General features: G+C 74.0%; 15 protein-coding genes. 9 read left to right on the top strand and 6 right to left on the bottom strand.

All coding sequences use genetic code 11. From position 1 onward, the window contains the following. Nucleotides 1-7 precede the first annotated feature (7 nt). From rimO to AC069R_RS16950, 6 genes are all read left to right on the top strand, one after another. On the top strand, nucleotides 8-1,480 hold the full coding sequence (gene rimO, locus AC069R_RS16975) for a 30S ribosomal protein S12 methylthiotransferase RimO (protein ID WP_478767568.1): 1,473 nt from the start codon (nucleotides 8-10) through the stop codon (nucleotides 1,478-1,480). Then, complete coding sequence (pgsA, locus tag AC069R_RS16970) at nucleotides 1,477-2,349, top strand: CDP-diacylglycerol--glycerol-3-phosphate 3-phosphatidyltransferase (protein ID WP_478767567.1); 873 nt, start codon at nucleotides 1,477-1,479, stop codon at nucleotides 2,347-2,349. Before rimO ends, pgsA begins: the two co-directional genes overlap by 4 nt. Further along, the gene (locus tag AC069R_RS16965) at nucleotides 2,346-2,891 is read left to right on the top strand and encodes a CinA family protein (RefSeq protein WP_478767566.1); all 546 of its coding nucleotides are present in this window, start codon (nucleotides 2,346-2,348) and stop codon (nucleotides 2,889-2,891) included. The genes pgsA and AC069R_RS16965 overlap by 4 nt, the downstream gene beginning before the upstream one ends. A 109-nt stretch (nucleotides 2,892-3,000) precedes the next feature. After that, nucleotides 3,001-3,375 (top strand): helix-turn-helix domain-containing protein, encoded by a 375-nt coding sequence (locus AC069R_RS16960; RefSeq protein WP_070026017.1) that lies wholly within the window; start codon nucleotides 3,001-3,003, stop codon nucleotides 3,373-3,375. A 186-nt stretch (nucleotides 3,376-3,561) separates the two neighbouring features. Beyond that, a complete protein-coding gene (locus AC069R_RS16955) occupies nucleotides 3,562-4,032 on the top strand; it encodes a Dps family protein (RefSeq protein WP_478767565.1) in 471 nt (156 codons plus the stop codon). A 59-nt stretch (nucleotides 4,033-4,091) separates the two neighbouring features. Beyond that, nucleotides 4,092-4,385 (top strand): hypothetical protein, encoded by a 294-nt coding sequence (locus AC069R_RS16950; RefSeq protein WP_478767564.1) that lies wholly within the window; start codon nucleotides 4,092-4,094, stop codon nucleotides 4,383-4,385. Nucleotides 4,386-4,448: 63 nt separating this feature from the next. Here the strand turns inward: AC069R_RS16950 and AC069R_RS16945 are convergent, their stop codons facing one another. Beyond that, on the bottom strand, nucleotides 4,449-5,294 hold the full coding sequence (locus tag AC069R_RS16945) for an Fpg/Nei family DNA glycosylase (protein WP_478767563.1): 846 nt from the start codon (nucleotides 5,292-5,294) through the stop codon (nucleotides 4,449-4,451). Nucleotides 5,295-6,010: 716 nt separating this feature from the next. After that, on the bottom strand, nucleotides 6,011-10,978 hold the full coding sequence (locus tag AC069R_RS16940; protein ID WP_478767562.1) for an ATP-dependent helicase: 4,968 nt from the start codon (nucleotides 10,976-10,978) through the stop codon (nucleotides 6,011-6,013). Between the two features lie 109 nt (nucleotides 10,979-11,087). On the opposite strand from AC069R_RS16940, the gene AC069R_RS16935 reads away from it, so the two are divergent. Genes AC069R_RS16935 through AC069R_RS16925 form a run of 3 tightly spaced genes read left to right on the top strand, consistent with a single transcriptional unit; the run spans nucleotide 11,088 to nucleotide 13,286 of the window. Then, nucleotides 11,088-12,131 carry an AraC family transcriptional regulator gene (locus AC069R_RS16935; RefSeq protein WP_478767561.1) on the top strand — a complete coding sequence of 348 codons (1,044 nt, stop codon included), beginning with the start codon at nucleotides 11,088-11,090 and terminating at the stop codon, nucleotides 12,129-12,131. 22 nt (nucleotides 12,132-12,153) lie between these two features. Continuing rightward, entirely contained in the window at nucleotides 12,154-12,981 is an 828-nt protein-coding gene (locus AC069R_RS16930) for an AzlC family ABC transporter permease (protein ID WP_478767560.1), read from the top strand. Then, nucleotides 12,978-13,286, top strand: a complete 309-nt coding sequence (locus AC069R_RS16925; RefSeq protein ID WP_478767559.1) for an AzlD domain-containing protein — start codon at nucleotides 12,978-12,980, stop codon at nucleotides 13,284-13,286. The genes AC069R_RS16930 and AC069R_RS16925 overlap by 4 nt, the downstream gene beginning before the upstream one ends. Before the next feature lie 129 nt (nucleotides 13,287-13,415). On the opposite strand, the gene AC069R_RS16920 is transcribed toward AC069R_RS16925, so the two are convergent. From AC069R_RS16920 to AC069R_RS16905, 4 genes are all read right to left on the bottom strand, one after another. Continuing rightward, nucleotides 13,416-14,420 carry a hypothetical protein gene (locus AC069R_RS16920; protein WP_478767558.1) on the bottom strand — a complete coding sequence of 335 codons (1,005 nt, stop codon included), beginning with the start codon at nucleotides 14,418-14,420 and terminating at the stop codon, nucleotides 13,416-13,418. Nucleotides 14,421-14,601: 181 nt separating this feature from the next. After that, entirely contained in the window at nucleotides 14,602-15,825 is a 1,224-nt protein-coding gene (locus tag AC069R_RS16915; protein WP_478767557.1) for a beta-ketoacyl-[acyl-carrier-protein] synthase family protein, read from the bottom strand. Next, nucleotides 15,822-16,091, bottom strand: coding sequence for an acyl carrier protein (locus tag AC069R_RS16910; RefSeq protein WP_478767556.1), 270 nt, complete (start codon nucleotides 16,089-16,091; stop codon nucleotides 15,822-15,824). The genes AC069R_RS16915 and AC069R_RS16910 overlap by 4 nt, the downstream gene beginning before the upstream one ends. Next, entirely contained in the window at nucleotides 16,088-17,179 is a 1,092-nt protein-coding gene (locus tag AC069R_RS16905; RefSeq protein WP_478767555.1) for a beta-ketoacyl-ACP synthase III, read from the bottom strand. The genes AC069R_RS16910 and AC069R_RS16905 overlap by 4 nt, the downstream gene beginning before the upstream one ends. Between the last annotated feature and the right edge of the window lies 1 nt (nucleotide 17,180).

Raw genomic sequence — 17,180 nt, 5'->3', positions numbered from 1 at the left:
TGAGCCCATGCCTGAACGCCGTACCGTCGCACTCGTCACTCTCGGCTGCGCTCGTAACGAGGTGGATTCCGAGGAGCTCGCAGGCCGTTTGGAGGCGGACGGCTGGCAGCTGGTCGAGGACGCCGCGGACGCCGACGTCGCCGTCGTCAACACCTGTGGCTTCGTCGAGGCCGCCAAGAAGGACTCCGTCGACGCCCTCCTTGAGGCCAACGACCTCAAGAACCATGGCAGAACCCAGGCCGTCGTGGCGGTGGGCTGCATGGCGGAGCGGTACGGCAAGGAACTGGCCGAGGCGCTGCCCGAGGCCGACGGTGTGCTCGGCTTCGACGACTACACCGACATCTCCGACCGCCTCCAGACCATCCTGTCCGGCGGCATCCACGCCTCGCACACCCCGCGCGACCGCCGCAAGCTGCTGCCGATCAGCCCGGCCGAGCGCCAGGACTCGGCCGCCTCGGTCGCGCTGCCCGGCCACGGCCCCGCCGACCTGCCCGAGGGCGTCGCGCCCGCCTCCGGCCCCCGCGCGCCGCTGCGCCGCCGCCTGGACGGCGCCCCGGTCGCCTCGGTGAAGCTCGCCTCCGGCTGCGACCGGCGCTGCTCCTTCTGCGCCATCCCGTCCTTCCGCGGCTCCTTCATCTCCCGCCGCCCCAGCGACGTCCTCAACGAGTCGCGCTGGCTGGCCGAGCAGGGCGTGAAGGAGATCATGCTGGTCTCCGAGAACAACACGTCGTACGGCAAGGACCTCGGCGACATCCGCCTGCTGGAGTCCCTGCTGCCCGAGCTGGCCGGGATCGACGGCATCGAGCGGGTCCGGGTGAGCTACCTCCAGCCGGCCGAGATGCGCCCCGGACTGATCGACGTCCTCACCTCGACGCCCAAGGTCGCGCCGTACTTCGACCTGTCCTTCCAGCACTCGGCGCCCGGCGTGCTGCGCTCCATGCGCCGCTTCGGCGACACCGACCGCTTCCTGGAACTGCTCGACACCATCCGCTCCAAGGCCCCCGAGGCCGGTGTGCGCTCCAACTTCATCGTCGGCTTCCCCGGCGAGAGCGAGTCGGACCTCGCCGAACTGGAGCGCTTCCTGACCGGTGCCCGCCTGGACGCCATCGGCGTCTTCGGCTACTCCGACGAGGAGGGCACCGAGGCGGCCACCTACGACAACAAGCTGGACGAGGACGTGGTGGCCGAGCGCCTGGCCCACATCTCCCGGCTGGCCGAGGAACTGGTCTCGCAGCGCGCCGAGGAGCGCGTCGGCGAGAGCGTGCACGTCCTGGTGGAGTCGGTGGACGAACAGGAGGGCGTCTACGGCCGCGGCGCGCACCAGGCGCCCGAGACCGACGGCCAGGTGCTGCTCACGAGCGGCGAGGGCCTCGCCGTCGGACGTATGGTCGAGGCGAAGGTGGTCGGTACGGAGGGTGTCGACCTGGTGGCCGAGCCGCTGACCGGCTCGCTCGCGTGTAGTGAGGAGGCGGGCAGATGACCGGAGTCCCGGCATCCGCCGCGGGCGGCTCCTCCGGCGCGCGGGGCGCGCGGAGCACCGCCGCCGCTGCCGACGGGGTTGCGTCCGAGGTCTCCGGTTCCGCGTCCGCGCCCGGTGAAGCCGCTGCCGAGCGGTCCGCTGCCGAAGGGTCCTTCGACCGGTCCGGGTCCGAGCGTTCCGCCGCCGCCGGGTCTGCTTCCGGCCGGTCCGCCGCCGGCGCCGAGGCGACGACCGAGGGCAGGCCGGCGCGCGGTGGCAAGATCACGGCGGCGGCGGTCAACCAGGCGAGCGTATGGAATGTCGCCAATCTGCTGACCATGCTGCGGCTGGTCCTGGTGCCCGGCTTCGTGGCGCTGATGCTGGCCAACGGCGGCTACGACCCGGCCTGGCGCTCGCTGGCCTGGGCCGCCTTCGCCATCGCCATGATCACCGACCTGTTCGACGGTCATCTCGCGCGCACCTACAACCTGGTCACCGACTTCGGCAAGATCGCCGACCCCATCGCCGACAAGGCGATCATGGGCGCGGCGCTGATCTGCCTGTCCTCCCTCGGCGATCTGCCGTGGTGGGTGACGATCGTGATCCTCGGCCGGGAACTCGGCATCACCCTGATGCGTTTTCTGGTCATTCGCTATGGCGTGATCCCGGCCAGCCGCGGCGGCAAGCTGAAGACCCTGACCCAGGGCGTGGCCGTCGGCATGTATGTGCTGGCGCTGACCGGATGGCTGGCCACCCTGCGGTTCTGGGTGATGGCCGCGGCGGTCGTGCTGACCGTTGCGACCGGTCTCGACTATGTAAGACAAGCCATTGTGCTGCGCAGGCAGGGAATCGCCGAGCGCGCGGCGGCGTTGGAGGAGACGGAAGCGTGAGTTCCCCGGCCACCGAACTGGTGCGACTACTGACGGTGAGGGGCGAGACGCTCGCGGTCGCCGAGTCGCTCACGGGTGGCCTGGTGGCGGCGGAGATCACCGCGGTGCCCGGAGCCTCCAAGGTGTTCCGCGGCTCGGTCACGGCGTACGCCACGGAGCTCAAGCACCGGCTGCTGGGCGTCGACGCGGCCCTGCTGGAGCGGCGCGGAGCGGTGGACCCGCAGGTCGCGGCCCAGATGGCGGCCGGGGTGCGCAAGGTGCTGGACGCCGACTGGGGCATCGCGACCACCGGTGTCGCGGGCCCCGATCCCCAGGACGGCCAGCCGGTCGGCACGGTTTTCGTGGCCGCTGACGGACCGCTGACGGCCGCCGCGCCTTCCGCCGGTGGCGGAAAAGTGGAGGCCCTGCGGTTGAACGGCAGCCGTACGGAAATCCGTAGGGAGAGTGTACGGAGCGTACTCGCACTGCTCCTGGAGCGGATCGCGGGCGAACAGTTCGGGAATGAGCGGGCACAGGATACGGAACGGAACGGGGGGTTTTGATGTTTGCAGCCCTGAGTGAACACGACATCGCTCCCCGCACGGCCGCAGCGCGAGGCGGTACGGTGGGGCGAGAAGGATGCGGCTACGCGGTCCGAGGAGGGAGCCACCGATGATTCTGCTCCGTCGCCTGCTGGGTGACGTGCTGCGTCGGCAGCGCCAACGCCAGGGCCGTACTCTGCGCGAAGTCTCCTCGTCCGCCCGAGTCTCACTCGGCTATCTCTCCGAGGTGGAGCGGGGGCAGAAGGAGGCTTCCTCCGAGCTGCTCTCCGCCATCTGCGACGCGCTGGACGTACGGATGTCGGAACTCATGCGTGAAGTGAGCGACGAACTGGCGCTCGCCGAACTGGCCCAGTCCGCCGCGGCCACCGAGCCCGTACCCACGCCGGTCCGTCCGATGCTGGGTTCCGTCTCGGTGACCGGTGTGCCACCGGAACGGGTGACCATCAAGGCGCCCGCGAAGGCGGTGGACGTGGTCGCCGCCTGACCCACGCGGCGCCGCGCCCGACGGGCACGGCCAGACACAGCCAGACATGGACGAGGCCCCGACCGGGCTTCTCGGGCGAACCGGGAAGCGCGGCCGGGGCTTCGTCCGTTTGCCCGGGTCCGTTGGGGCGGTCATGGTGGAGGGACATGCCGGCCGTGAGGGCCGCCGGAGCGCTGGAGGAAGCGGATGTACGTCGTGAAAAGCCCGTTGGCCGACGCGGACCTGAAGACCGTGGCCGAGGCGCTCCAGGGCGCCCTGGTCGACCTGGTGGACCTCTCCCTGGTCGCCAAGCAGATCCACTGGAACATCGTCGGGCCGCGCTTCCGCTCCGTCCACCTCCAGCTGGACGAGGTCGTCGCCTCCGCCCGCACCCACTCCGACACGGTGGCCGAGCGCGCCTCGGCGCTGGGCGTCCCGCCCGACGGCCGCGCCGCCACGGTGTCCTCGACCAGCGGCATCAAGACCACCCCGGCGGGCTGGATCAAGGACGGCGACGCGGTCGGGGCGATGGTGGACGCCCTCGGCGCCGTCATCACCCGGATGCGGGAGCGTGTGCACGCGACCGAGGAACCGGATCCGGTGTCCCAGGACATCTTCATCCAGATCACCGCCGACCTGGAGAAGCATCACTGGATGTTCCAGGCGGAGAACGCGTAGCGTCCGCCGGTGCCGCCGGAAAGCGGGTGCGAGCCGGCGTCCGGCGGGAGGTGGTGGGCATGACGGGGCGGCCGGTGCGCTGGGCCGTGGCGCTGGTGTGCGGCGCGGTGTGGTGGTGGGCCGTGCTGCGGCTCGCCCTCGGACAGGGCGCGGGGGTGCTGGAGGGCGCCGTCGCGGCCGGCGGGTGGGGGCTCAGCGTGCTGCCGGTGCACTGCGCGCCGCGGGGGAAGGCGGCGGGGGTGCTGATACCGGGGAGGTGGGCGGCGGCGTGGCGGGCGGGGGAGGCCGGTGCCGGTGCCGATGGGCTTTCCGCGCAGGGTCGTTCGGGGGAGTGTCCGATCCGTGAGCCGTGAGGCTCGTCGGGGCCGGCAGGTTTTCCGGCTTGTCCTTCAGGTTGGTCTGGTTCTTCAGGATTTTCAGGTGGGGGTACGGCGGTGGCGCTCGCGCCAGCGCTGGGGGGCGCCCGGCGCCGGGGCGGGTCCGGTCTGGCAGGTGGGGCACCAGTAGGTGGGGCGGTCCTGGGAGCCGTCGCCCTGGTCGGCCACGCGGACCGGGGTGTGGCAGCGCAGACAGGGGCGGGGCGCGCGGCCGTACACGAACAGGTCCTGGTGGCGCAGGCCCGTGGTCTGGCGGACCGGGCGGTCGCGGTTGGCCTCCAGCAGCCGGCGGGCGAGTTCCGGCAGCTTCTCGGCACGGTCCGCGGGGAGCGCGCCGACGGGCAGCCAGGGGGTGGCGCCGAGCAGGAAGCACAGCTCGCTCTTGTAGATGTTGCCGATTCCGGCCAGGTTGCGCTGGTCGAGCAGGGCCTCGCCGAGGGGGCGGGCGGGGTCCGCGCGCAGATTGGCCAGTGCGCGCTGCGGGTCCCAGTCGGGGCCGAGCAGATCGGGACCGAGGTGGCCCACCACCCGCTCCTCCTCGGTGGTGCGCAGCAGTTCGAGCACTTGGAGGCGGTAGCCGACGGCGGTCCGGTCGACGGTGCCGAGGATCGCGCGGATCTGGTGCCCCGGACCGCCGCGCCAGCGCTCGCCGGTGCCGTACACCTTCCACGCACCCTCCATGCGCAGATGCGTGTGCAGGGTGAGGCCGCCCTCGAACCGGGTGAGCAGGTGTTTGCCACGCGGGATGGTGCTCAGTACCCGTCGGCCGGTGAGATCGACGGTCGCGTACTTCGGCACCCGGAAGTCGCTGCGAGTCAGCACCTCACCGGCGAGCGCCTCATGCAACCGCCGCGCGGCCTGCCAGACCGTGTCACCTTCGGGCATGGGTCAAGGGTGCCACGGTGAGGGAGAGGGGGCGGGGCGGGAGGGCGGTGGGAGAGGGGGTGGAGCTCGCGGAGGGGCGGTCCGAGGGGGAGCGGGGGGTGGAGGTCGGGGGGCGGTCCGAGGGGGAGAGGTGGGGAGGTGTGCGGGGAGGAGGGGGCCGGTGGTTCAGGGGGCGGCTGTCCAGCAGGGCGGTCGGGAGTGCGTCGGTGGTGGGGGTCGGCGGGCGCCGCCTGACTCGTCTGCGGAACGGGTCCATGCGGCCTTCTGGGGCTGGGCGGCTGGCCCCGAGGCTTGGTGCAACCCGCTTCCTCGGACGGGCATGTCCGCCAGATGGTCCCCAGGCTGATGATTCGGTTGGCGGCCTCCCGTCCTTGGCCAGCCTTCCGTCCTTGGCGCTGCCCGGCCTGGCGGCGGGGCTCGATAGTGGCGGCTCCGTGGGCCTGGAGCCCCGAGGCTTAAAACCCCCACACGCCCAGGACTTCCAGGCCCGAACCCTCTTAGGTTTAGCGGCCGGACGGCCTGGCGCGTGTTGGATGGCTGGCGGCCCTCCGGTCTGGCGGCCCTCCGGGGCGGCGGCCCTCCGGGGCGGGCGCCTCCAGGGCCTGGCGGCCCGCCGAGCCCAGCTCCCCGAGCCCAGGCCCCCCGAACCCACCCCTCGCGGACCTCGCGGCCAACGGTCCCCAGCCGCCGGCGCGGCTGGTCGCCCGTGTCGGCGCTCACGCTCTCAGCCGCAGACCCCGCGGAGTGGCCACGAAACCCGCTGATTCCAGGAGGGTTCCTATGGGGGAGGTCAGGGCCGCGGTGCCGTTGATCCGTTCCACGGTGACCGTGCCGAGGGAGCCGGCGCGCGCGGCGGCGGCCAGGGCTTCGGCGGCCGTCCGCAGGCGGGGGTCGTCCGTGGCCCCGGTGTCCGGGCTGATCGGCCAGGCGAGCAGGGTCTTGCCGCCGCGCTCCATGTACAGCGTCAGCTCGCCCTCCACCAGGACGACCAGGGAACCCGCCTTGCGGCCCGGCTTGTGTCCGGCGCCGGTCGGCGGCTCGGGCCAGGACAGGGCCGCGCCGTAGGCGTTCGCCGGGTCGGCCGCGGCGAGGACGACGGCACGGGAGTCGGCGGAGCGGTCCCGGCCGCGGCTCCGCTGCGGGCCGCGGTCCCCCCAGGCGGAGCCCGAGCCATAGCCGGTGGCTCCCCCGCCCCGCGGGCCGCCGTAGCCGGGGGTGGCGAAGGGGTCGGCGAGGTCGCGGGGGGATTCCCGGCCGCCGGGGTCGGCCGGCGGCCAGGTGAACTCGCCGTCGAGACCGGGGTGGGCGAAGCCCGCGTCGGCGGCGGAAGGGGACGCGGTGTGGCCGTGCGGGCTGCCGTCGGTGGCAGGGAAGCCGTTCGGATCGGTGAATCCGGGTGCCGGGAAGCCGGTCGCCGGGGCGGGCAGGGGCTCGCCGCGGTCCCGCGCGTTGGACACCGCGCGCAGCCGGTCCACCGCGCCGTCCATGGCGAACTGGGCCGCGCCGAGCCCCTCGACCACATAACCGCGCCGGGCCTGGCCGCTGTCCTCGAAGGCGGACAGCACCCGGTACACCGCCGAGAAACCGCCCTCCACGCCCTCCGCGGCGACGGCCCCGCGGGTCACCACGCCGTGCCGGTCCAGCAGGGTGCGGGCCAGCGCGTGCGCGCGCACGGTGGGGTCCGGCTCGGCCGCGGGCAGCAGGGACCAGCGACCCGCGACGGTCGGCGGGCCGGTACGGGATGCCGCCCGCGCCGCGGCCGTCAGGGAGCCGTACCGGCCGCGCGGCACGGCGCGTTTGGCACGGTGGGCGGTCGAACCCGCCGTACGGCCCGAGCCCAGCAGGGAGCGCAGCGGTGCCAGCGTGTCGTTGGTGAGCCGGCCCGACCAGGCCAGGTCCCAGAGGGCATCGGCCAGTTGGGGATCGGTGGCGTCGGGGTGGGTGGTGGCGCGGACCTGGTCGGCGATCTGCCGGAAGAACAGGCCGTAGCCACCGGACAGCGCGTCCAGGACGGACTGGTGCAGCGCCGTCAGCTCCAGGGGGTGCGGCGGCGGGAGCAACAGCGGTGCCGCGTCCGCAAGATAGAGCGAGACCCAGCCGTCCTTGCCCGGCAGGGCGCCCGCGCCGGCCCACACCACCTCGCCGGCGGCGGTCAACTCGTCCAGCATCGACGGCGTGTAGTTCGCCACCCGTGACGGCAGGACCAGCTTCTCCAGCGCGGAGGCGGGCACGGAGGCGCCCTGCAACTGCTCGATCGCGCGCACCAGTCCGTCGACACCGCGCAGACCGTGCCCCTTGCCGATGTGCTGCCACTGCGGCAGGAACTGCGCGAGCGCGGCAGGCGGTACGGGCTCCAGTTCGTGCCGCAGCGCGGCCAGGGAGCGGCGGCGCAGTCGCCGCAGCACCGTGGCGTCGCACCACTCCTGGCCGATGCCCGCCGGATGGAACTCGCCCTGCACCACCCGGCCGCTCGCGGCGAGCCGCTGGAGGGCGCCGTCGGTGATCGCCACGCCCAGGCCGAAGCGGTCGGCGGCGGTGGCCGAGGTGAACGGGCCGTGCGTACGGGCATAGCGGGCGAGGAGGTCGCCCAGGGGGTCCTTGACCGGTTCGGTGAAGGCTTCGGGCACGCCGACGGGCAGCGCGGTGCCGAGCGCGTCGCGCAGCCGGCCCGCGTCCTCGATCGCCGCCCAGTGGTCGGCGCCGGAGATCCGGACCTTGATCGCCCGGCGGGCCCCGGCCAGCTCCCGCACCCAGTGCGGATCGGCGCCCCGCGCGACCAACTCGGCCTCGGTGAGCGGGCCGAGCAGCCGCAGTACGTCGGCGACGCCCTCCACGTCCTTGATCCGGCGGTCCTCGGTGAGCCACTGGAGTTCGCGCTCCAGCTCGGTCAGCACCTCGGCGTCGAGCAGTTCGCGCAGCTCCGCCTGGCCGAGCAGTTCGGCCAGCAGCCGGGAGTCCAGGGAGAGCGCGGCGGCCCGGCGCTCGGCCAGCGGGGAGTCGCCCTCGTACAGGAACTGGGCGACGTACCCGAACAGCAGGGAGCGGGCGAAGGGGGACGGCTCCGGAGTGGTGACCTCGACCAGCCGCACCTTGCGGGACTCGATGTCGCCCATCAGCTCGGCCAGGCCCGGCACGTCGAAGACGTCCTGGAGGCATTCGCGGACGGCCTCCAGGACGATCGGGAACGAGCCGAACTCGCTCGCCACCTGGAGCAGTTGGGCCGCGCGCTGGCGCTGCTGCCACAGCGGGGTGCGCTTGCCGGGACTGCGGCGCGGCAGCAGCAGGGCGCGCGCCGCGCACTCGCGGAACCGGGAGGCGAACAGGGCCGAGCCGCCGACCTGCTCGGTGACCACCTGGTCGACCTCGCCCTTGTCGAAGGCGACGTCCGCCGCGCCCACGGGAGCCTGCTCGCTGTCCGCGGGGAAGGGCGCGCCCGGCTTCACGGACTCCTGGTCGAGCAGGTCCAGGCCCATCAGGTCGGCGTCGGGCAGGCGCAGCACGATGCCGTCGTCGGCGTGCATCACCTGGGCGTCCATGCCGTACCGCTCGGACAGCCGGGCGCCGAGCGCGAGGGCCCAGGGGGCGTGCACCTGGGCGCCGAAGGGAGAGTGCACGACGACCCGCCAGTCGCCCAGTTCGTCGCGGAAGCGCTCCACGACGATCGTACGGTCGTCCGGGACATGGCCGCAGGCCTCGCGCTGCTCCCGCAGATACGCCAGTACGTTGTCCGCCGCCCAGGTGTCCAGGCCCGCGGCGAGCAGGCGCGGCCGGGCGTCGTCCTCGGCCAGCGAGCCGACCTCGCGCAGGAACGCGCCCACCGCGCGCCCCAGTTCGAGCGGGCGGCCCAGCTGATCGCCCTTCCAGAAGGGCAGCCGGCCCGGCACGCCCGGCGCGGGGGAGACCAGGACCCGGTCGCGGGTGATGTCCTCGATGCGCCAGGAACTGGTGCCCAGGGTGAAGACGTCGCCCACGCGGGACTCGTAGACCATCTCCTCGTCCAGCTCGCCGACCCGGCCGCCGCCCTTCTTGGGGTCGGATCCGGCGAGGAAGACCCCGAACAGGCCGCGGTCCGGGATGGTGCCGCCGGAGGTGACGGCCAGCCGCTGGGCGCCGGGCCGGCCGGTGATGGTGCCGGCCACGCGGTCCCACACCACGCGGGGGCGCAGTTCCGCGAACGCGTCCGAGGGGTAGCGGCCCGCGAGCATGTCGAGGACCGCGGTGAACGCCGACTCCGGGAGCGAGGCGAAGGGGGCCGCGCGGCGGACCAGGGCGAGCAGGTCGTCGAACTGCCAGGTGTCCAGGGCCGTCATGGCGACGAGCTGCTGCGCGAGCACGTCCAGGGGGTTCGCGGGCACCTTGAGGGACTCGATGGCGCCCGTACGCATCCGCTCGGTCACCACGGCCGCCTGCACCAGGTCGCCCCGGTACTTGGGGAAGACCACACCGGTGGAGACCGCGCCCACCTGGTGTCCGGCGCGGCCGACGCGCTGGAGCCCCGAGGCCACCGAGGGCGGGGACTCCACCTGGACGACGAGATCGACGGCGCCCATGTCGATGCCCAGCTCCAGGCTGGAGGTGGCGACCACGGCGGGCAGCCGGCCCGCCTTCAGGTCCTCCTCGACCAGCGCGCGCTGCTCCTTGGACACCGAGCCGTGGTGGGCGCGGGCGATCACCGGGGGCGCGCCCTGGGCCGCGCCCGAGCCGCCCATGAGCTGGGCCGGGGAGTGGTGCTCCGCCAGCGGCTCGCCCGTCGCGCGCTCGTACGCGATCTCGTTGAGCCGGTTGCACAGGCGCTCGGCCAGGCGGCGGGAGTTGGCGAAGACGATGGTGGAGCGGTGCGACTGGACCAGGTCGGCGATCCGCTCCTCCACATGCGGCCAGATCGACGGCCGTTCCCCGCCGTCGGCCGCGTCGGTGGCCGGGGAGCCCCCCAGCTCGCCCATGTCCTCGATCGGCACGACCACCGAGAGGTCGAACTCCTTGCCGGACTCCGGCTGGACGATCTCCACCTTGCGGCGCGGCGAGAGATAGCGCGCGATCTCGTCCACCGGGCGCACGGTCGCCGACAGGCCGATCCGCCGGGCCGGCTTCGGCAGCAGCTCGTCGAGGCGCTCCAGGGTGAGCGCGAGATGGGCGCCGCGCTTGGTGCCCGCGACCGCGTGCACCTCGTCCAGGATCACCGTCTCCACGCCCGTGAGCGCGTCGCGGGTGGCGGAGGTCAGCATCAGGAAAAGCGACTCGGGGGTGGTGATCAGGATGTCCGGCGGGCGTGTGGACAGGGCGCGGCGCTCGGCGGCCGGGGTGTCGCCGGAGCGGATGCCGACCTTGATCTCGGGCTCCGGCAGACCGAGGCGGACGGACTCCTGGCGGATCCCGGTCAGCGGGCTGCGCAGATTGCGCTCGACGTCGACGGCGAGGGCCTTCAGCGGTGACACGTACAGCACCCGGCAGCGCTTGCGCGGGTCGGCCGGGGGCGGGGTGGAGGCGAGCTGGTCCAGGGCGGCGAGGAAGGCGGCCAGCGTCTTGCCGGAGCCGGTCGGGGCGACCACCAGCACGTCCGAACCCGCCTGGATGGCCTCCCACGCGCCCGCCTGGGCCGCGGTGGGCGCGGAGAAGGCCCCCGTGAACCAGCCGCGGGTCGCGGGGGAGAAGCCGTCGAGGGCCCGGTGTGCGGAGCTGACCATGCGTCCATCCTGCACCCGACCACTGACAATCGTGCTGACCTGGGCAAATGCCCCGTCGTGGCGGGCGAGGGAGGGGCAGGACCAGGCCGCAGCGGCGGACAATGGACTCATGACAGGCACGGCTGGACGGCGGGACGACCGCTCGCCCTGCGATGACCGCTCGCCCCGCGATGACCGCTCGCCCCGCGATGACCGCTCGCCCCGCGATGACCGTCCGCCCCGCGATGGCCGTCCGTCCCGCGACCGGGCGGGCCGGGTGGTGGAGCGGGCGGGCGAGGCGGGCCAGGCCGTGGAGCGGGCGCGGCACTGGTGCTACGAGGAACTGCCCGGCGTCGACCTGCTGCGCGCCCGGTATGTCCACAAGACGTTCGTCCGGCACACCCACGAGAACTTCGTGATCGCCGCCATCGCGGACGGCGTCGAGGTGTTCCACCACGGCGGTTCCGACGTGTCCGCGGGCGCGGGGGCCCTCGCGCTGGTCAACCCGGACACCCCGCACACCGGCCGGGCCGGGGTGCCGGAGGGCTGGCGGTACGGCGCGGTCTACCCGGCGCCCGAGGTGGTGGCGGCGATAGCGGCCGAGACCAGCACTCTGCGCGGCAGCCCCGGCTTCGTCAGTCCCGTCCTCGACGACCCCGCCACCGGCCGCCTCGTCCACCAGGTGCTGCGCGCCGCTGAGGAGGGCAACGCGCTGGCCGCCGACACCCTGCTCCGGGTCGTCGTCACCCGGCTGCTCCGGCTGAACGGCGGCCCGCTGCCCGAGCGGCGGGCGCGTACGGCGGGGGCGCGGATCGCGGCACGCGCGCGGGCCGTGCTCGAGGAACGCATGGCCGAGCCGCCGACCCTGGAGCGGCTCGCCACCGAGCTGGGGACGAGCCCGTTCGCGCTGCTGCGGGCCTTCCGCGCCAGCTACGGCATGCCGCCGCACGCCTGGCTGACCGACGCCCGTGTGCGCCGCGCGCGCCTGCTCCTGGACACCGGCGCCCGGCCCGCCGAGGCGGCCGTCGCCGTCGGCTTCACCGACCAGCCGCACCTCAACCGGCACTTCGCCCGGATCGTCGGCGTGCCGCCGGGCGCCTACCAGCGCGAGCGCGACGGCGTACGCGGGCGCGCGAACACGCTGGGGCGCAAGAACGTACAAGACTCGGTCTGATGTGCGCCCGTACCGTCCCCGCGTGGCACAGCAGACAGCACCAGTGGACATGGCGGACGACGCGGCCAAGCCCGACGCGGCGGTCGTACGGGACGCCCTCGGAGTCGGCGTCGCCGTGGGCCTGTCCGGGTTCGCCTTCGGGGTGACCTCGGCGGGCGGCGGGCTCGGACTCCTCCAGACCTGCGCGCTCAGCCTTCTGGCGTTCACCGGCGCCTCCCAGTTCGCCCTCGTCGGCGCCCTGGCCGCCGGGGGAAACCCGTACACGGCGGCGGCCGGCGCCTTCTTCCTGGGCGTGCGCAACGCCTTCTACGGGCTGCGCCTTTCGCAGCTCCTCGCCCTTCCGCGCGCGGTGCGGCCGTTCGCCGCCCAGTGGGTGATCGACGAGACGACGGCGGTCACCCTGGCGCAGCCCACCCGGCGCGCCGCGCGGATCGGCTTCACGGTCACCGGACTCACCCTCTACGTGCTGTGGAACCTCACCACCCTGCTCGGCGCCCTGGGCGCCAAGGCCATCGGCGACACGCGAGCCTGGGGGCTGGACGCGGCCGGCCCCGCGGTGTTCCTGGCCCTGCTCGCGCCGATGCTGAGGACGGCCACCGAGCGCGCGGTCGCGGGCCTCGCGGTGCTGCTGGGCCTCGGCCTGCTGCCCGTGCTCCCGGCCGGGGTGCCGGTCCTGGTGGCGGCGCTGGCCGCACCGTTCGCCCTGTTCATGTCGGGGCGGCGCGGAAAAGGAGACCCAGGCCGCGCGCCGGCCGGCCCCGCTCTGCGGAAATCCCCGCACGAAACCCCGGCGGGATCGAACGGCTTGAAGGAGACCTCGGAGGACAAAGCCATGGAGGAGGGCCGGTGAACACCTGGATCGCGATCGGGCTGACCGTGCTCGGCTGCTACGCCGTCAAGCTCGCGGGTCTGCTGGTACCGGCCCACGTCATCGAACGGCCCGTCGTACGGCGGCTCGCCGCGCTGCTGCCCGTCGCCCTCCTCGCCGCGCTCACCGCACAGCAGACGTTCGCCCGGGGGCACGCGCTGACGCTGGACGCCAGGGCCGCGGGGCTGGGAGCGGCCGCCGTGGCCCTCGTACTGCGCGCGCCGTTCCTGGTGGTCGTCGCCGCGGCCGTACTGGTGACGGCGGGCGTCCGCGCCCTCGGCGGCTGAGCCGTCGTACATCGGGTCCGAACGTATATCGGCCCCGAAACCGGCCCCGGCTCCCCTAACCGGCTCCCGAAACCGGCACCGGCTCCGAAACCGGCACCAGCTGCGAACCCGCACCGGGTTTGAACCGGATCAGCCCACGAAGCGGCCGTACGCCCGCAGGGTGCACAGCGCCTCGATCGTCGCCAGGGCGCGCGCTTCGAAGGCGGGGACCGGCGCCCACGGACGGCGGCGGGCCGGCCAGCCCCCGTCGTCCTGCTGCCCGGCGGCCAGATGGTCGAGGGAGCGGGCCATCTCGTCGTCGGTGAACCAGGCGCGCGCGAGCGAGGCGGGGCTCTGGGCGACATCGTGCGGATAGTGACGCGCGCCCGGAACACCCCGGTGCGCCGCCTGCTGGGGGACATGGTGCACGCCCGCGGCCTGGCCGGGCGGCGCCGGGCGGTCCGGGTCCAGTACGACGAGCCGCTGTGCGCGCACCAGGCGGCCGAGCCGGTCCGCGGCGGCCTCCGCGCGCGGGCGGTCGGGAACGGAGTCCAGGAAGGCCACCGCGGCCAGCACCTCGTAAGGACGCGGCAGCTCCAGGTCTGCCACGGCCTGCCAGCAGAAGTCGGTGGCCCGGAACAGCCAGGCGTGCCACACCTCGTTGCGGTGCAGCAGCCCCACCACGGGGCCGGTGGTCGCCAGCGAGCCGCGGGAGCCGCCCTGGGCAGGCGCGTCCGAGGCCGTCGGAGAGCCGTGGACGAGCGGTGCCGCCGGATACCCGCGCCCGCTCGGATGGACCGCGGGCAGTGCGCCGTCCGCCGTGGAGACGGACGTCAGATAGCGGCACACGCGTTCCACCCGCTGTCCGGCGCAGCGCCCGACGGCGTCCAGGACGCGCAGGGCGTGCGCGGTGTGCAGGGGCTGGCTCACAGGTCCGCGCAGATCGGGGTCGAGCGCGTGCCCGTAACCGCCGTCCTCGTTGCGGTAGGCGTCCAGCGCCGCCTCCACCGCGTCCGGGGTGCCGCGCAGGAAGTGGTACGCGAAAAGGCGCTGCTCCAGCACGCGCGCGGTGAGCCACATGAACTGTTCGGCGCTGAACAGCGGGGAGCGCGCCGGGGGCGTGCAGGGGAGTGGGGAAGCTCCGGTTTCGGCCATGCGTCAGACCGTAGGACGGAATGCGGCCGTGGCAAGCGGTCCCTGGACGGGCCCCACTCTCAGGGGCGGGGTACCGGATTCACGCGGTTGACGGTCTCTTCGGACACGGTCTCGGAGATTGCCCTCCTTTCCTTGTCACACATACGACGGCTCCTTGTCATGCAGATACGAAGCCTCCTTGTCACGCGTACGACGGCGCCGCGAACGCGAGGACCGTGTTGTGGCCCCCGAAGCCCAGGGAGTGGCTGAGGGCGAGACGGACCGGCTGGGAACGGGGCGCGCCGGTGACGATGTCCAGGCCGGCGGTGGTGTCGTCGGGCGCGGAGAAGTTCGCCGTGGGAGGCGCGGTCCCGTGCACGATGGTCAGCACGGTGACGGCCGCCTCGATGGCGCCCGCCGCCCCCATGGTGTGCCCCAGGACGCCCTTGGCCGAGGTGACCGAGGGGGGCCTTCGGGAGTAGAGGTCTCTGATCACGGCCGCCTCCACCGCGTCGTTGAGGCGGGTGCTCGTCCCGTGGGCGTTGATGTGGTCGACGTCGTCGGGGCCCGCGCCCGCCGCGGCCAGCGCCGCCGCGGTGGCCGCCCGCAGCCCCGCCCCCTCGGGGTGCGGCGCCGTGGGATGGTGGGCGTCGCTGGTGCTGCCGTGGCCGGTGAGCAGCGCCATCGGCGCGGCGCCGCGGGCCCGTGCGTGCGGCTCGCGCTCCAGGATCAGCACGCCGCAGCCCTCCCCCAGCACGAAGCCGTCGCGGCCCTTGTCGAAGGGGCGGGAGGCCTGTTCGGGGGCGTGGTCCCGGCGCGACAGGGCGCCGAGTTTGGCGAAGGCGGACGCGCACAGCGGGGTCACCATGGCGTCGGTCCCGGCGGCGATGGCGATGTCGCAGGCACCGGCGGCCAGCAGCAGGCAGGCCGTGACGGCGGCCGTCGCGCCCGACGCACAGGCCGTGGAGGTCTGGAGGGAGGGGCCCGTGACGCCCAGTTGCAGGGCCAGTTGGCCCGCCGCCATGTTGGGCAGGAAGGCGGGCAGCGTCATCGGGGAGAGGACACCGTGACCGGCGGTGAGCAGCTTGCGGTGCTGGGCCTCCAGCGTGCCGACCCCGCCCGCCGCGCTGCCCACGACCACCGCCACCCGTGCCGGATCCCACCGCGCGGGCGTCAAACCGGCGCTGTCCAGGGCCTCTTGGGCGGCGGTGAGCAGAAAGCGGGTGGCGGGGTCGAACCGCCAGAGCCGGCCCGGACCCGCCTCCGGCGGGGGCACGCGGCACGACATGGTCACCGGGCCGCCGACCAGGGCGGGATCGGTGCGTGCCGCCGGCCGGCCCGCGCACAGGTTCTGCCAGGTGGCGGCGGTTCCGATCCCGCCCGGAGTCACCAGTCCGAGCCCGGTGACGGCGATCCGGTCGCTCACCGTCCGCTTCCGTCGTCCGAAACCGGTCCTTGCAGGTCGAGTTGTTCGCTCACCGCGCGGGCCACCTCGGCGACGGTCAGCTCGGCGGACGCCGCCGAGTCGTCCAGCGCGATCCCCCACTCCTCCTGGAGGGTGACGTACAGCTCCACCACGGCGAGGGAGTCCAGGTCGAGGTCGCCCAGGGTGGCGGCGGGCTCGATGCGGTCGGCGGGGACCTCGAACTTGTTGTGCAGCAGGGTCACGAGACGGTCGTAGACACGGTTCACGAGTCGCTCCTCGAAGAGGCGGAGGGATGGTCGGCCGGATGCTCCGAAACAGGTTCGGCGTCCGGCCAGTTGAGGGTGGCGGAGGCCCAGGTCAGACCGCCGCCGAAGGCGGTCAGCAGCGCGCGTTCGCCGGGTTTGACACGGGCGTGGACCGCGGGATCGGCCAGCACCAGCGGAATGGAGGCGGCCGCGGTGTTGCCCAGCTCCCCGATGTTGCCGAACCGGTGCGCGGGCGCGATCCCCAGCCGGTCGGCGACCGAGTCCAGGATGCGCTGGTTGGCCTGGTGGCCGACGAAGGCGCGTACGGTGTCCGGCGCCCAGCCGGCCCCGCGCAGCGCGGAGTCGGCGGACCGGGTCATGTGGCGGACCGCCTGCGCGTAGACCGCGCGGCCCCGCATGCGGAAAAAGTGTCCGTCCGGGTCGGTGCCGGGCAGGTGGCGGGGGTGCCGGGAGCCGCCGTAGGGAATGGTGATGAGGTCGGCGCCGCCGCCGTCGGACCCGAGGTCGACGGCGCCCACGGCACCGGGTTCACCGGCGTGGCCCGCGGTGACGAGGACCGCGCCCGCGCCGTCGCCGAAGATCGGCGCGGTCTCCCGGTCGAGCGGGTTGACGATGGTGGTGTAGGTGTCGGAGGCGATCACCAGCACGGTGGCGCAGCTGCCGGCGCGGATCAGCGCGGTGGCCATGGCCAGGGCGTAGAGGAAGCCGGAGCAGACCGCGGAGAGGTCGAAGGCCGGTATGCCGTCCAGACCGAGCCGGTGCGCCACGGCGGGCGCGGTGGCCGGGCAGGGGTGGTCGGGCGTGCCGGTGGCCAGCAGCAGCATCTCGGGCCGCGGGTCTCCGGCCGAGGCGAGGGCCGCCCGGCCGGCGCCGACGGCGAGGTCCCCGGTGCTGGTGCCGGCGTCCGCGTGCCGCCGGCGGGCGATACCGGTGCGCTCCCTGATCCAGGTGTCGTCCGTGCGCAGCCCGCCGCGCGCGATCACGGTGTCGTTGTCGACCACACGCGGCGGGAGGCAGGCGCCGATGCCGGTGATGACGGCGGTGGTGGTGTCCGCCGGGCGCGTGAGGGTGATGGGGGTTTCAGTCAAA

Source organism: Streptomyces sp. NPDC043952, from assembly GCF_056435325.1.
The sequence above is the reverse complement of the archived record's forward strand: the minus strand, read 5'-3'. Positions and strand labels throughout refer to the sequence as shown.

Excerpts from the sequence above, each read along its gene's own strand:
- rimO (WP_478767568.1), top strand. The coding sequence starts at position 8 with ATGCCTGAACGCCGTACCGTCGCACTCGTCACTCTCGGCTGCGCTCGT.
- pgsA (WP_478767567.1), top strand. The coding sequence starts at position 1,477 with ATGACCGGAGTCCCGGCATCCGCCGCGGGCGGCTCCTCCGGCGCGCGG.
- AC069R_RS16960 (WP_070026017.1), top strand. The coding sequence starts at position 3,001 with ATGATTCTGCTCCGTCGCCTGCTGGGTGACGTGCTGCGTCGGCAGCGC.
- AC069R_RS16955 (WP_478767565.1), top strand. The coding sequence starts at position 3,562 with ATGTACGTCGTGAAAAGCCCGTTGGCCGACGCGGACCTGAAGACCGTG.
- AC069R_RS16950 (WP_478767564.1), top strand. The coding sequence starts at position 4,092 with ATGACGGGGCGGCCGGTGCGCTGGGCCGTGGCGCTGGTGTGCGGCGCG.
- AC069R_RS16945 (WP_478767563.1), bottom strand. The coding sequence starts at position 5,294 with ATGCCCGAAGGTGACACGGTCTGGCAGGCCGCGCGGCGGTTGCATGAG.
- AC069R_RS16940 (WP_478767562.1), bottom strand. The coding sequence starts at position 10,978 with ATGGTCAGCTCCGCACACCGGGCCCTCGACGGCTTCTCCCCCGCGACC.
- AC069R_RS16935 (WP_478767561.1), top strand. The coding sequence starts at position 11,088 with ATGACAGGCACGGCTGGACGGCGGGACGACCGCTCGCCCTGCGATGAC.
- AC069R_RS16920 (WP_478767558.1), bottom strand. The coding sequence starts at position 14,420 with ATGGCCGAAACCGGAGCTTCCCCACTCCCCTGCACGCCCCCGGCGCGC.